Genomic DNA, 12,102 nt, shown 5'->3' on the forward strand with positions numbered 1-12,102 from the left:
GGGTGAGCGTCAGACACTCTCTCAACGCCCGCGACACCTGCCGCTCACCCCATTATGAAACGGGGTCTAAGCGCGGCTTCGCCGGTTTCGATCCTGGGTCGGGGCGGACGGCCTCCTCAACCGTGCAGGTCGCACGCGGGTCCCCTCTCCCGAGCGGGAGAGGGGCAGGGTGAGGGACGAGAACCGTCCGGAGAGGTCACGCCCCTCACTCCAACCCTCTCCCCATGGGAGAGGGAGCCGCGCGGTGCTTCGAGCGATCCATCCGGGACCGTTGCGCGGCGATGCGTGAAACACCGCGGCCCGAAAGCGTCAAACAAGGCGGCGCGGCGCGCGGTCTACGCGTCGACCAGAACCGGGTAGCAGCGCGCGCCGACGGCGGCGGCCAGCACCTGCACGGCGCCGACGGTCGAGCTGTCGCCGGCCACGTGCACCACGTCGGTGGCTCGGAGCGCCGGAAGGTGGGCGGTGAGCGGGCCCGGCCGCACGTCCGGCGGTCGCTGGCGGCTCCGGTCGGCGCTGAGCACGATGCGCCCGACGCCGGTGGCCCGCAGCCATTCCAGGCTCTCGCGCATGTAGAGGTCGAGGGGATCGCGCGCGCCGACGACGACGCACATGTCGCGGGTCGGCTCGATGTAGCGCGCCGCCCGGGCGATCGACCAGATCTGGCCGAAACCGCAGCCGGCGGAGACGAGGACGAGGCGCCCGCCGCCGGGGCGGTACTGGGCTCGCCCGACCGGTCCGCGGACCTTCACGTCGGCGTGCAGCGGCAGCGAGTCGGCGAGCGACCAGCCGTCCTCGTCCCGCGCGAGGTGGAACACGAGCTCGTTCAGCTCCGCCGAGCCGTCGACGCGCAGGGTCGGGCACAGGGTGCGCAGGCCGACGCCGTCGAGCGCGAGGGCGACCTGGGCGCCGGGGCCGAGCGGCAGGTCCTTGTTCACGGTGACGACCAGCTCGATCACGTGTGTGGTCAGCGCGCGGACGTCGGTGACGGTGCCCGTGCGCATCGCGACCGCAGGCGCCGGTTCCTCGGCCTGCGCGAGGATCGCGGGGCCGGCGGGCAGGGCCAGCCGGATCGGGTCGGTGCGCTCGCGCCGGCCCGGCACGCGGCGCGCGCCCGGGCTTGCGCCCTGTCCCGGCACGGCGGCGCCGTGGGTGGCCTGGGCGTAGGCGATCATCCCGTCTTCGACGGCCGCATCGAGCGGGGTGTCGCCGGTGGCGACGCGCACGGACTTGCCGTTGACGACGAGCGAGCAGCGCGCGCTCATGGTCGTCTCCCGAATGTCATGAGGATGGCAGCGATCAGCGCGCGGACATCAGGAGGCGGTCGACCATCCCGGCCCAGCGCTCGCGGGTGGCGCGCGCTTCCGCGCCGATCGGCTCCGGCTCGACGTACTGTTCCATCCGGGCGCGAAGCGAGGCGGCTTCGGCCCGCTCGGCCATCAGGATCGCCTTCATCACGGCCATCTCGGCCTGGAGACGCTCGACGACGTCCTCCTCGACCTCGTCATCGAAGTCCGCATCCTCGGCCTCGACGGCTTCGAGGGCGGCCTCGTCCGCGATCGTCTCGGAAAACGAAGCCTCGGCGCGCCGCTCGAACGCGGTCGGGGTGGGCATCGCCGCGACCATGTGCGGCGGGTCGAGGCGGATCGGGCGCGCGATCAGCCGGCGCACCACATCGGATCCGCTCGTCTCGCGAAACCGCCTTGCCGCTTCGGCCATCACTGTTCTCCAGCACGCAGGGGGCACGCCGTGCGCCCCGCCATTTCTCCACACAACCTTGCGTCGGCATGGTTAAGGGAGGTTTAAATGGCATGCGGAACCGGTCACGTCGGCCGCCTTTCGACAGGCGCACGCGGCGCCCATTTGGCGACCGAGACACGACGAGCGCCCATCCCCGAGGAACCCGGGAGCGGACGCGCGTCTTCCTCGCGAATCGCTTCGCAGTCCGGCATCCGGCCCCTTCGAAGCGGCGGTCGCGCGGCGTCAGATCGCCGGCGAAAGGCCCGTCGGGGCGGCGAGGCTGCGGCCGCGCGGATCGGGACCGAAATTGTTCGGGCCGACGGTGCCGCCGAGGAACCCGGTCTCGATGAAGTACCAGATGTTGGCCAGCGGCACGAGCGACAGCAGCACCCACACGCCGGGCTTGTTGCGGTCGTGGTAGCGCTTGATCCCGAGGCAGACCGACGACCAGACGATGAAGACCGTGGTGAGCAGGTTCAGGACCAAGAACGGGACCGCGTTGGCGCCGTTGACCGAGAAGCCTTCGCCCGCGCCGGCCTCGTTCGGGATCGCCTGAGCCAGGGCGTAGTTCAACGCCGCCGCGACGAGCATGGCACCGAAGACCGAGACGATGACGCCCTTCCAGAAGGTCCCGCGGCCGATCCGGCCTTCGGCGGAGAAGAGTAGTTTTTTCATGATGTTCGCAGCCCTGTCGGCAACCCGGCCACGCATGGTGCTGGGGGATCGGCCGGTGGTCGAGCGTTAGGGCGCGGCGCCGACGCGTTCAACGCGAACCGCAGCCTTGGGACGGTTGGGCAAGAGATCGGGACGCCACGACAAGCGCCCTGTGGATCGAATTTAGATCAGGCCGCTTCCGGTGCCGCGCCGACGAGCTGGCGGGCCTGGAGCATCGTCATCGGCTCGCCGAAGGCGTAGCCCTGAGCGTAGTCGCAGCCGAGTTCGGCCAGGGCCTGGGCGTCGGCTTCCGACTCGGCACCCTCGGCAACGATGGCGAGGTTCAGCTCGTTGGCCATCCGCACGATCGAGCGCAGGATCGCGGTCTTGCCCGACGCCATCTGGCGCACGAAGGATTGGTCGATCTTGATCGTGTCGAACGGGAAGCGCTGGAGATAGGACAGCGCCGAATAGCCGGTGCCGAAGCCGTCGAGGGAGAGCCCTGCGCCGAGGTCGTGGATGCGGGTCAGCATCTGGGCGGCGTATTCCGGGTTCTCCATTACCAGGCTTTCGGTGAGCTCGAGCTTCAGCGAGCCCGGGATCACGCCCGAGCGGGCGAGCACCGTCTTCACGTCGTGCAGTAGGTCGTGCCGCAGCAGCTGGCGCGAGGAGACGTTGACCGAGGCGAAGATCGGCGGGTCGACCTCGAGCGAGCGCTGCCAGGCCGCGAGTTCGAGCGCGGTGCGTTCCAGGGCGAAGATGCCGAGGTTCACGACGAAGCCGCTCTCCTCCGCCACCGGCATGAAGGTAGCCGGCGGGATGCGGCCGAGCTTCGGGTGGTCCCAGCGCAGGATCGCCTCGAAACCCGCCACCGTGCGGTCCTCCAGGCGGACCACCGGCTGGAACAGCACCTTCATCTCGTTGCGTTCCAGCGAACGGCGCAGGTCGCTCTCCAGCATCAGCCGGTCCGAGCGCTCCGCACGCATGTCGGCGCGGAACACGTCGATGCGGTCGCCGCCGCCGCGCTTGGCCTGGACCATCGCCGTCTCGGCGTTCTTGAACACCTCGTCGCGCTTCAGGCTGGCGCCGGTCTCGTGCAGCGCCAAGCCGATCGAGACGGTGAGGAAGATCTCGCGGTCGGCATAGGTGATCGGCGTCGCGATGGCGCGGCGGATCATCTCGGCGAAGGCCAGGATGCGGTCGGATTCGCGCTCCGACAGGAGGATGACCGCGAACTCGTCGCCGGCCACTCGCGCCAGCGTGTCCTGCGGCCGCAGCAGGCGCCCGAGCCGGCGCGACAGGGTGAGCAGGATCGAATCGCCGGCCGAGAGGCCGATCGCGTCGTTGATGCCCTTGAATCGGTCGATGTCGAGGACGATCACCGTCGGCTTCAGGCGCGGGTCCTGGCTTGCGAAGGCGAGCGCCGCGTCGAGCCGGTCGCCGAACAGCTCGCGATTGGGCAGGCCGGTCAGGCTGTCGTGCACGGCGTCGTGCAGCAGGCGCTCCTCGGCGGTCTTGATCTCGGTGACGTCGGCGATGGTGCCGACGATGCGGATGACCTCGCCGTCGTTGCCGATCACGGGGCGCGCCTTGAGGCGATACCAATAGTAGGCCCCGCCGGTGGTGCGCAGGCGGAAGTCGTGCACGATGCGACCGCGGCGCTCCTCGATCATGGTGTCGAGGGTCGCCGAGTAGCGCTCGATGTCGAACGGGTGGAGCAGCCCGAGCCAGTTCGCCGCCGGGCCTTCGAGCGCCCCACGCTTGAGGCCGAGCTGGACCTCGATCTCCTGGCCGGCGAAGACGCGGTCGCCCGGCACGTCCCAGTCGAACACCACGTCGCCGGCGCCGGTGAGCGCCAGCGCCCGCCGCTCGGTGTCGGAGACCAGGGCGTGGGTGAGACCGCCGCCGGCGAAGGCGTGCTGCATCACCGTGAAGCCGATCAGCATGACGATCAGCACCAGGCCGCCGATCAGCGCGGGCTGGGTCAGCTCGCTGCCGATCTGTCCGGTCACCGCGAAGCCCGCGGCGGTGACCCAGACCACCAGAAGCGTCCAGGTCGGGACGAGCAGGATGGCGCGGTCGTAGCCGTTGTGGGCGGCAAGGTACGCGATCAGCAGCAGCCCGACGCCGGCCACCGCCGCGATCGAGATGCGCGCCACGCCCGCCGCCACCGGCGGATCGAACAGGGCCAGCCCGACGAGGCCGGCGAGGAAGGTCAGCCAGAAGAACGCCACGTGGCTGTAGCGCACGTGCCAACGCGAAAGGTTGAGGTAAGCGAACAGGAACACCAGCAGGGTCGCCGCCAGCACCGCCTCGGCGGAGGCGCGGTAGACCCGCTCGGCCAGCTCGGTGACCGGAAAGACCCGCTGCAGGAAGCCGAAGTCGATGCAGGCGTAGGCCAGCACCGACCACGCCAGGGCGGCGGCCGCGGGGAAGATGATCGCGCCCTTGACCACGAAGACGATCGTCAGGAACAGCGCCAGCAAGCCGCTGATGCCGATGATGATTCCCTTGTACAGCGTCAGCCCGGCGGCCTTCTTGCGGTAGGCGTCCTGATCCCAGAGGTGCACCTGCGGGATGTTGGGGCCGCGCAGCTCGGCGACGTAGGTGATCGTCGTGCCGGGATCGAGGGTGATGACGAACTCGTCCGCCTCGGGGTTCTCGTTGCGCTCGGGCCGGATGCCCTGGCTCGCGGTGATCGCGGCGATGCGCGAGCCGCCGAGATCGGGCCAGACCACGCCGGAATCGACCAGCCGGAAGTGCGGCGCCACGAGGATGCGCTCGATCTGCTCGTCGGTGTCGTTGGTGAGCGCGAACACCATCCAGTCGGGCCGCGCGCCGGCATCGCGCGCCTTCACGACGATGCGGCGGACGATGCCGTCCTTGCCGGGCGCCGTGGAGATCTGGATCAGGTCGCCGTCCGAGCGGTAACGCTCGATCGCCGTGGTCAGGTCGATGACCGGCGCGTCGAGGGTGACCCGCACCGCCTCGACGGCCCGCGCGGAACCGCTGAACAGAAGGCCGCCGAGGAGTGCGAGGGAGAGGGCGAGGATGCGCAACGGGCGAGTGTTCCGGCCGGGTACAGCGGCGAGTACGGCTCAGGTTCCGCGCAGTGGTAGAGGCGGGATTAACCGTGAGCAAGGCGGCTGAGGCCCGGCGGCCGGCGTCACCCACCGCTGGTATGCGCGATCGTCCGGGCCGCAGATCGCCCGCTTTTGCGGCTAAAACAAGTTTCGGGACGCTCCTGAGGGGGGCGTCCCCGGCCGCGTTCAGGCGGCGCGTAAAGCCGCGGTGATCCGGTCGAGGGACGGCAGCTTCTTGATCGGGCCGATGGCGGCGAGCGTCGGCGCGCCCGCGAGGACCGCTCGGCCCGCCGCGCGCACGTGGTCCACCGTCACGGCGTCGACCTTGGCGATCACTTCGTCCGCCGGGATCACCCGGCCCCAGGCGAGGATCTGGCGGGCGTTGCGCTCGATCCGGCCGCCCGGCGTCTCCAGCGCGGAGAGCAGCGAGACCTTCAGCTGCGCCTTGGCCCGGGCGATCTCGACGGTGTCGAGGTCGCGGGCGGCCCGCGCGGTCGCCTCCAGCGTCACCTCGACGAGCTCGGGCAGGTCCGCGCCGGAGGTCGCCGCGCCGATGCCGAACAGGCCGCAATCGGAGAACGGCCAGTGGAAGGCCTGGATCTCGTAGGCGAGGCCGCGGGTCTCGCGCACCTCCTGCCACAGCCGCGAAGTCAGCCCGCCGCCGAGCACCTGCGAGAACATGTGAAGGGCGTAGTAGGCCTCGTCGCGGAACGACAGGCCGGGCAGGCCGATCACGAGGTTGGCCTGCTCGAGCTTCTTCGGCATGCGCCGCTCGCCGCCGCCGTAGGTTCCCGGGATCGCCTCGGGCGCCGCCGCCTTCGCCATGCCGCCGAAATGGCGCTCGGCCGACGCCACGAAGGCCTCGTGCTCGACGGCGCCGGCGGCGGCCACCACGAAGCGGTCGGGGGTGTATTCGCGGGCGAGGTAGGCGCGGATGCCGGCCTCGTCGAAGCTCTTGATCGTCTCGGGCCGGCCGATGATCGGGCGGCCGATCGGCTGGTCGGGGAACGCGGCCTCGGTGAAGGCGTCGTAGACCACGTCGTCCGGCGTATCCTCGATCCCGGCATGCTCCTGAAGGATCACCCCCTTCTCGCGGGCGAGCTCGCCCGCGTCGAACACGGAATCGGTCAGGATGTCGCCGAGCACGTCGAGCGCGGTGCCGACATCCTCGCCGAGCACCCGCGCCGTGTAGCTCGTGCCTTCGGCCGAGGTCGCGGCGTTGATCTCGCCGCCGAGGTTCTCGATGTCCTCGGCGATGGCGCGGGCCGAGCGCGTGCGCGTGCCCTTGAACGCCATGTGCTCGATGAGGTGGCTCAGGCCGCTCTCGTCCGGACGCTCGTGGCGCGATCCGGCCCCGACCCAGACGCCGAGCGTCGCGGTGGCGACGCCGGGCATCGCCTCCGTCGCGACGGTGACGCCGTTGTCCAAGGTGGTGATGCGCAGGCCCGGCGAGGCGGCGTGTGTGGCGAAGTGCTGGTTCATCGTTGTTGCCCTCGATGCAGACGCCTCAAGGGCGTTCCGGCGCACCGGCGCCGATGCGCATTCGCGCTTGCCGACGGTTTCCCGTCGGAGTGGCCGACCGAATCCTGCCCGTCGTTCATGCGCTCCTCGTGATGCGAGCGCGATCCCGGATCAGGGCCTCGACCTCGGCCTGGTCGTTGCCCACTCGTGTCATGCGCTCCGGCCGGTCCATCAGGTCGGCGAGGTGCGGGGGGAGGGCGGGGCGCAGGCCCCCGGTGGCGCGGCTCACCGCGTCGGGGAACTTCGCGGCATGCGCCGTGGCCAGCGCGACGACCGGCGTCGCCGGGTCCCGCTTCAGCAGGCGGCGGGCGGCGCGTACGCCGATGGCGCTGTGGGGGTCGAGCACCATGCCGGTGGCAGCATGGGTCTGGGCGATCTCGTCCATCACGTCGGGCTCGGACACGGCGGTGGCGTCGAACTCCGCCCGCACCGCAGAGAGCACCGCGTCGTCGAGGGTGAAGCCGCCGGACTGCTTCAGGCCCGCCATCAGCCGGCCGAGGGCGGACGCGTCGCGGCCGAGCGCCTCGAACAGAAGCCGCTCGAAGTTCGAGGAGATCTGGATGTCCATCGAGGGCGAGGTGGTCGCGTGGACGCCGCGCAGCTCGTAGGCGCCGTGCTCCAGGGTACGCGCCAGGATGTCGTTGGCGTTGGTGCCGATCATCAGGCGCTCGATCGGCAGCCCCATGCGCTTGGCGACCCAGCCCGCCAGCACGTCGCCGAAATTGCCCGTCGGCACCGAAAACGACACCTTGCGGTGCGGCGCGCCGAGCGCCACCGCGCTGGTGAAGTAGTACACCGCCTGCGCCGCGACCCGGGCCCAGTTGATCGAGTTCACGCCCGAGAGCTTCACCGCGTCGGCGAAGTCGCCGTGCTGGAACATGGCCTTCACCATGTTCTGGCAGTCGTCGAAGTTGCCGTCGACCGCGAGCGCGTGGACGTTGGGCGCGTCGACCGAGGTCATCTGTCGACGCTGCACCTCCGACACGCGGCCGTGCGGGAACAGGATGAAGACGTCGACCTGGTCGAGCCCGCCGAAGGCTTCGACCGCGGCGCTGCCGGTGTCGCCCGAGGTCGCGCCGACGATGGTGGCGCGGCTGCCGCGGGCGCGGAGCACGTGGTCCATCAGGCGCCCGAGCAGCTGCATCGCCACGTCCTTGAACGCGAGCGTCGGGCCGTGGAAGAGCTCGAGCAGGAACAGGTTGTCGTCGAGCTGGGTCAGCGGGCAGATCGCCGGGTGGCGGAAGGTGGCGTAGGCCTCCTCGATCATCCGATCGAGGTCGGCGTCGGCGATCTCGCCGTCGATCAGGGGGCGCAGCACCAGCTTGGCGGCGTCGGCGTAGCGCTTGCCCGCGAGCCCCGCGATTTCCGGTTTCGTGATCGTCGGCCACGCCTCGGGCACGTAGAGCCCGCCGTCGCGGGCGAGCCCGGCGAGCAGGGCATCGGAAAACGAGAGCGGCGCGGCGGATCCGCGGGTCGAGACGTGCAGCACGGGGGCCTCCGGGGAAGGCGCCCCCTCTACACGATCGGTTCGGGCCTGTCGAAACGGGGTCGGCCACAGATCGCCCTCGGCTTTCGCGGCCGCCTGAGAAGGATCGCGCTCGCGATGGCCGACCGAGCCTGTGGCGACGCCATCGATTCCGCTTTTGCCGTCCGCCGATTCCGGCCATCGTGCGAGCATGACGGATCTCCTTGAAAAGGCGGTGGCCACCGCGCGCGGGCTTTCCCCCGAGATGCAGGACGAGGTCGCGCGGGTGGTGCTGGCCTTCGTCGGCGACGACACGGCCGTTTATCGGTTCACGCCTGAGGAAACTGCGGGACTGGACGAATCCGAGCGGGCCGCCGACCGCCCCGAGTTCGCCACGGATGCCGAGGTGCGCGCCATCTGGGCCAAGCACGGCCTGTGAGGCTGCGTTTCACCCTTCCAGCCGCACGTCAGCTCGACCGCATCCTGACGACGATCGGCGAGCAGCATCCGACCGGCGCGCACAACGTGCAGGAACGTATCCGCGCCGTGATCGATGTGTTGCAGCAACAACCCCAGGCCGGCGCCGCGACGGCTCGCCCAGGGGGGCGGCGGATGGTCGTCCGGCCCTATTCCTATGCCGTCGCCGACCGCATCGGGGACGACGAGATCGTCATCCTCGGCGTCCGCCACACGGCTCGGCGGCCTCTCGCCTGAACCGAGGGAGGATCGCAGACGGCGATTCGCCGTTCGGAAACTCACTGGCACCACTGCGTCATCCCGGAGCCGCGCAGCGGAGCCCTGGATCCAGAACCACAGGTCGAGCAGGACTTTCCACCATCGGCGGTTCTGGATTCCAGGCTCGCCTATGGCGACCCGGAATGACGGTGTCGTGCCTTCTGCAAGCGCCCTGCAGGATCGAGGGCTCTACGCAGGCCGTCGCCGTTCAGGCGTTCGTGCCCTCGGCCTTCATCAGCCGGCAGCCGCTGATGCGCCATTGGCCGTCCGCGCCGCGCTCGAGGCTGTAGACGGCGGTCCAATCGATGCCGTCCTCGTCCTGGATCGCCACGTCCTGCGACAGGGCGCCGTCGCCGAGGTCGAGCAGCTTGCCGAAGACGAAGCTGCGGTGGCGGTAGACCGGGCGGTAGCTGTTGCGGACCATGCCGAGGAACACGTCCGCGGTCGGGAACATGCCCTGGATCGACGGCGCCGCCTGAGCGTAGGCGGTGGTGGCGTCGTCGCGCACCAGCGCTTCGGCCTGGCGCGTGATGGTCGCACGCGCTGCGTCACGCGCGCCGTCGTCGGCCGCGTGCGCCGGCGTCAGTGCGAAGGCGAGGAACAAGGCGAGCCAGCAGCGCATCGGGGACCACTCCGCCATCGAACGCGGCGAGTGTAGCCGGCCTCACCGCCGCCGCAAGTGCGACTCAGGCGGCAGGCGGCTCGAGCTCGTGCAGGCGCTTCCAGGCGAAAACGGAAAAGACACCGAGCAGGCAGGCGGCGATGCCGAACCAAGTGAAGGCGTATTGCAGGTGGTTGTTCGGCAGGTCGACCCGGAGCTGCCCGCCGCGCGGCCAGGTCTTGCTCCCGGGGGTGGCGTCGACCTCGATCAGGTAGGGCGTGGCGTCCGGGAACCCGCGCGCGGCGGCGATGCCGGGCACGTCGCGGTTGAACCACTCGTTGCGCACGGGGTCCGGCGCCGGCACGAACATCGTCCTCGGCTCGCTTCCGCGCAGCAGGCCGACGATGGTGGTCTCGCCTTCGACCAGCCCGTCGCGACGGTCGGCCTGGTCCTTCAGCTCGGTCGGCACGAAGCCGCGGTTGACCAGCACGATCGCGCCGTCGTCGCGCCGGAACGGCGTGATCACGTAGTAGCCCTGCAGCGCCCGGCCCGGCGTCTCACCGGCCGCGAGCCCGTGCACCAGGGTCTCGCGGTCGTTGAGGAAGCGCCCGGCGACGCGGACGTGCTCGAACTCGTCGCGCGTGGGGTTCCAGTCGGCGGGCGTCGTCACCGGTTCGGCCTGCGAGCGCGAGACGATGCGGGCGATCAGCGCCTCCTTCTCGCCTTTGCGCTCGAGCTGCCACACGCCGAGCCCGAGCAGGATCGCCAGGGCGATCAGCGTCGCGAGCGCCGGGGGGAACAGATCGCGGATCGCGCCGGGGCGCGTGCGCGGGGCGGTCTCGGCCGCGGTCACGGCTCGAAGCGCCCCTGCTCGGCCTTGTTCGCATATTGCAGGGCGAGGAGCATGCCCTTCAGCGGGCGTACCAGAAGGAGGCTCAAGCCTACGGAGAGCGATCCCGCCACGAGGCCGTGGACCCACATCGGCGGCTGGTAGGTGATCTCCATCCAAAGGGCGAGGCCGACCACGAAGATGCCGACGATCGACATCACAAAGAAGGCCGGGCCGTCGCCGGAATCGAACATCCCATAATCGAGGCCGCAGGCTTCGCAGGAGGGGGCGACGGTGAGGAAGCCCTTGAACAGGTGGCCTTCGCCACAGCGGGGGCAGCGGCCCCGCAGGCCGGTCGAGATCGGGGCTTGTGGCGTGTAGGTCCGGGCCAAGCTCAGGTTCCTTGCATGAGGTGAGGCCCCCCGGCGACGAACGATACGTCGGCCTCCACCACGATATGGGGTCTTGGATACGAAAAAGGGCGGCCTGAGCCGCCCTTCCACGCAATCCCGCCCTGCGTCACAGGGGATCGAGGCCCGGTCGCGGTCAGTGGGCCGCGTGGCCGGCGCCCGAACCCCAGACGTAGATGGCGGCAAACAGGAACAGCCACACCACGTCGACGAAGTGCCAATACCAGGCGGCGAACTCGAAGCCGAGGTGCTGCTTGACCGTGAACTGGCCGAGATAGGCGCGGTACAGGCAGATCCCGAGGAAGATCGTGCCGATGAGGACGTGCGCACCGTGGAAGCCCGTCGCCATGAAGAAGGTCGAGGAGTAGATGCTGCCGGCGAAGCCGAAATGCGCGTGGCCGTACTCGTAGGCCTGGCACGCGGTGAACAGCACGCCGAGGATGACGGTGAGCCACAGGCCGTACTTCAGACCCTTGCGATCGTCGTGCAGCAGGGCGTGGTGTGCCCAGGTCACCGTCGTGCCCGAGGTGAGCAGGATCAGCGTGTTGAGCAGCGGCAGGTGCCAGGGGTCGAAGGCCTCGATGCCCTTCGGCGGCCAGACGCCGCCGGTGAAGCCGACGCGGGAAGCCTGGATCGGGTCGGCGGTGTAGAGCGCCGCCTCGAAGTAGGCCCAGAACCAAGCGACGAAGAACATCACCTCGGAGGCGATGAACATTATCATGCCGTAGCGGTGGTGAAGCTGCACCACGCGTGTGTGGTCGCCGTGGTTGGCCTCGTGGACCACGTCCTTCCACCACGAGAACATGGTGTAGAGCACGCCGAGCGTGCCGGCGCCGAAGATGTAGGGGCCCGGGGTGAGCGTGCCGATCTGCAGGCTCTTCATCCAGAACACGGCGCCGAAGGCCATCACGAAGCCGGAGAAGGCGCCGATGAGCGGCCAAGGGCTCGGTGCAAGGATGTGGAAGTCGTGATTCTTGGCGTGCGCCTCGGCCATCTTACCCGTCTCTCCTCGACCCCGTCGGTCCTGCGCCGTCGCCGGCTCGCGGTCCGTGTACTCTAATACG

At 70.0% G+C, this 12,102-nt stretch carries 12 protein-coding genes; 2 read left to right on the plus strand and 10 right to left on the minus strand.

The genetic code is table 11. The annotated features are described in order from the left end of the window. Positions 1-335: 335 nt before the first annotated feature. The 6 genes from MFF13_RS16380 to thrC all read right to left on the minus strand — a co-directional run bounded on the left by MFF13_RS16380 (position 336) and on the right by thrC (position 8,487). Positions 336-1,265 carry a ferredoxin reductase domain-containing protein gene (locus MFF13_RS16380; protein ID WP_187273547.1) on the minus strand — a complete coding sequence of 310 codons (930 nt, stop codon included), beginning with the start codon at positions 1,263-1,265 and terminating at the stop codon, positions 336-338. 34 nt (positions 1,266-1,299) lie between these two features. Beyond that, positions 1,300-1,719, minus strand: a complete 420-nt coding sequence (locus MFF13_RS16385; RefSeq protein WP_147763347.1) for a hypothetical protein — start codon at positions 1,717-1,719, stop codon at positions 1,300-1,302. Between the two features lie 264 nt (positions 1,720-1,983). After that, on the minus strand, positions 1,984-2,415 hold the full coding sequence (locus MFF13_RS16390; RefSeq protein ID WP_187273548.1) for a DUF805 domain-containing protein: 432 nt from the start codon (positions 2,413-2,415) through the stop codon (positions 1,984-1,986). Between the two features lie 167 nt (positions 2,416-2,582). Beyond that, the gene (locus MFF13_RS16395) at positions 2,583-5,453 is read right to left on the minus strand and encodes a sensor domain-containing phosphodiesterase (protein ID WP_147750911.1); all 2,871 of its coding nucleotides are present in this window, start codon (positions 5,451-5,453) and stop codon (positions 2,583-2,585) included. Positions 5,454-5,663: 210 nt separating this feature from the next. After that, a complete protein-coding gene (locus MFF13_RS16400) occupies positions 5,664-6,959 on the minus strand; it encodes a M16 family metallopeptidase (RefSeq protein WP_147763346.1) in 1,296 nt (431 codons plus the stop codon). A gap of 115 nt (positions 6,960-7,074) precedes the next feature. Further along, on the minus strand, positions 7,075-8,487 hold the full coding sequence (gene thrC, locus MFF13_RS16405) for a threonine synthase (protein ID WP_147763345.1): 1,413 nt from the start codon (positions 8,485-8,487) through the stop codon (positions 7,075-7,077). A 187-nt stretch (positions 8,488-8,674) separates the two neighbouring features. On the opposite strand from thrC, the gene MFF13_RS16410 reads away from it, so the two are divergent. Together MFF13_RS16410 and MFF13_RS16415 are read left to right on the plus strand one after the other, a co-directional pair. Further along, positions 8,675-8,902, plus strand: coding sequence for a hypothetical protein (locus MFF13_RS16410; protein WP_147750908.1), 228 nt, complete (start codon positions 8,675-8,677; stop codon positions 8,900-8,902). Then, positions 8,899-9,177: a type II toxin-antitoxin system RelE/ParE family toxin gene (locus MFF13_RS16415; protein WP_147763344.1), complete on the plus strand. Its 279-nt coding sequence runs from the start codon at positions 8,899-8,901 to the stop codon at positions 9,175-9,177. Before MFF13_RS16410 ends, MFF13_RS16415 begins: the two co-directional genes overlap by 4 nt. Positions 9,178-9,406: 229 nt before the next feature. Here MFF13_RS16415 and MFF13_RS16420 read toward each other — a convergent pair whose 3' ends face one another. The 4 genes from MFF13_RS16420 to MFF13_RS16435 form a co-directional block, all read right to left on the minus strand. Further along, a complete protein-coding gene (locus tag MFF13_RS16420) occupies positions 9,407-9,820 on the minus strand; it encodes a DUF4864 domain-containing protein (RefSeq protein ID WP_147750906.1) in 414 nt (137 codons plus the stop codon). A 64-nt stretch (positions 9,821-9,884) separates the two neighbouring features. Beyond that, complete coding sequence (locus tag MFF13_RS16425; protein ID WP_147763343.1) at positions 9,885-10,652, minus strand: SURF1 family protein; 768 nt, start codon at positions 10,650-10,652, stop codon at positions 9,885-9,887. Then, a complete protein-coding gene (locus MFF13_RS16430) occupies positions 10,649-11,020 on the minus strand; it encodes a DUF983 domain-containing protein (RefSeq protein ID WP_147750904.1) in 372 nt (123 codons plus the stop codon). Before MFF13_RS16430 ends, MFF13_RS16425 begins: the two co-directional genes overlap by 4 nt. A gap of 154 nt (positions 11,021-11,174) precedes the next feature. Further along, the gene (locus MFF13_RS16435; RefSeq protein WP_147750903.1) at positions 11,175-12,032 is read right to left on the minus strand and encodes a cytochrome c oxidase subunit 3; all 858 of its coding nucleotides are present in this window, start codon (positions 12,030-12,032) and stop codon (positions 11,175-11,177) included. Positions 12,033-12,102: the final 70 nt, after the last annotated feature.

It is taken from the genome of Methylobacterium cerastii (assembly GCF_022179125.1).
GTDB lineage: Bacteria > Pseudomonadota > Alphaproteobacteria > Rhizobiales > Beijerinckiaceae > Methylobacterium > Methylobacterium cerastii.

What these genes read in the sequence shown, in the direction of transcription:
- MFF13_RS16380 (WP_187273547.1), bottom strand. Translation starts at nt 1,265, where the DNA reads ATGAGCGCGCGCTGCTCGCTCGTCGTCAACGGCAAGTCCGTGCGCGTC.
- MFF13_RS16385 (WP_147763347.1), bottom strand. Translation starts at nt 1,719, where the DNA reads ATGGCCGAAGCGGCAAGGCGGTTTCGCGAGACGAGCGGATCCGATGTG.
- MFF13_RS16390 (WP_187273548.1), bottom strand. Translation starts at nt 2,415, where the DNA reads ATGAAAAAACTACTCTTCTCCGCCGAAGGCCGGATCGGCCGCGGGACC.
- MFF13_RS16400 (WP_147763346.1), bottom strand. Translation starts at nt 6,959, where the DNA reads ATGAACCAGCACTTCGCCACACACGCCGCCTCGCCGGGCCTGCGCATC.
- MFF13_RS16410 (WP_147750908.1), top strand. Translation starts at nt 8,675, where the DNA reads ATGACGGATCTCCTTGAAAAGGCGGTGGCCACCGCGCGCGGGCTTTCC.
- MFF13_RS16420 (WP_147750906.1), bottom strand. Translation starts at nt 9,820, where the DNA reads ATGCGCTGCTGGCTCGCCTTGTTCCTCGCCTTCGCACTGACGCCGGCG.
- MFF13_RS16435 (WP_147750903.1), bottom strand. Translation starts at nt 12,032, where the DNA reads ATGGCCGAGGCGCACGCCAAGAATCACGACTTCCACATCCTTGCACCG.